The sequence below is a fragment of the Vibrio sp. 704 genome (assembly GCF_033339295.1).
The window spans coordinates 1-835 of record NZ_JAWOUH010000255.1 but is presented as its reverse complement, the minus strand read 5'-3'; the positions used below and the strand labels follow the sequence as shown (position 1 = coordinate 835).

General features: G+C 43.2%; 1 protein-coding gene. It reads left to right on the top strand.

The genetic code is table 11. The annotated features are described in order from the left end of the window. Positions 1 to 139 precede the first annotated feature (139 nt). The coding region (locus R7R24_RS25780) for a LacI family DNA-binding transcriptional regulator (protein WP_318119968.1) at positions 140 to 835 on the top strand (696 nt) is incomplete at its 3' end.

The following is an 835-nucleotide window of genomic DNA, read 5'->3' as shown; positions in this document are numbered from 1 at the left end:
ACTCGTTTCTACCAGCCAAGTTGTAGGTGTATGATTAAGGCTGCCAGATTCGACCCCTATAGTCACCTTACGAATTGCTGGCAGCCATTTTTCGAATAAAAACATTCATTATTTATTAGCAGTTGGATTCATTAGCATTATGGCAAGGATTAAAGATGTAGCCGAACTCGCCGGTGTAAATCGTTCTACCGTTTCTCGCATCATTAATGGGGAAGGAAAGTTTCGTGAAGAAACTAGAAAAAAAGTAGAACAAGCCATGGCGCAATTGAATTACCGTCCAAGTGCGATCGCCCGTTCTCTTGCAACATCGTCAAGCAATATGGTCGGTTTGTTGGTGACTTATTACACCGGTGGATTTTTTGGTGAAATGATGGAGCAAGTGCAAACGGAATTAGACATTCATAAGAAGTTTCTCATCACTGCGCAAGGCCATCATTCTGCTGAAGGAGAGAAAGAAGCGATTCAGCGTTTCAACGATCTTCGTTGCGATGGCTATGTTCTGCATAGTCGCTATTTATCCGATGATGATCTACGTGAGTTAGCAAAACTTCCTACGCCTTTTGTGCTTCTCGATCGTTATGTTGGAGGGATTGAAGAGCGCTGCATTACGTTTAATCACCACCATGCAAGTCGTATCGCTGTTGAGCACTTAATCGCTGGTGGTCATAAAAACATTGCCTGTATTACCGGGCCATCCCTACGTCACAATAGTTTGCTCAGAAAGCTTGGCTATGTTGATGCAATGAAAACAGCTGGTATCGACATTGATGAAAGTTGGTGTGAAGAAGGGAATTACGGCAGACAAAGCGGTTATGATGCGATGGCTTCCATTTTG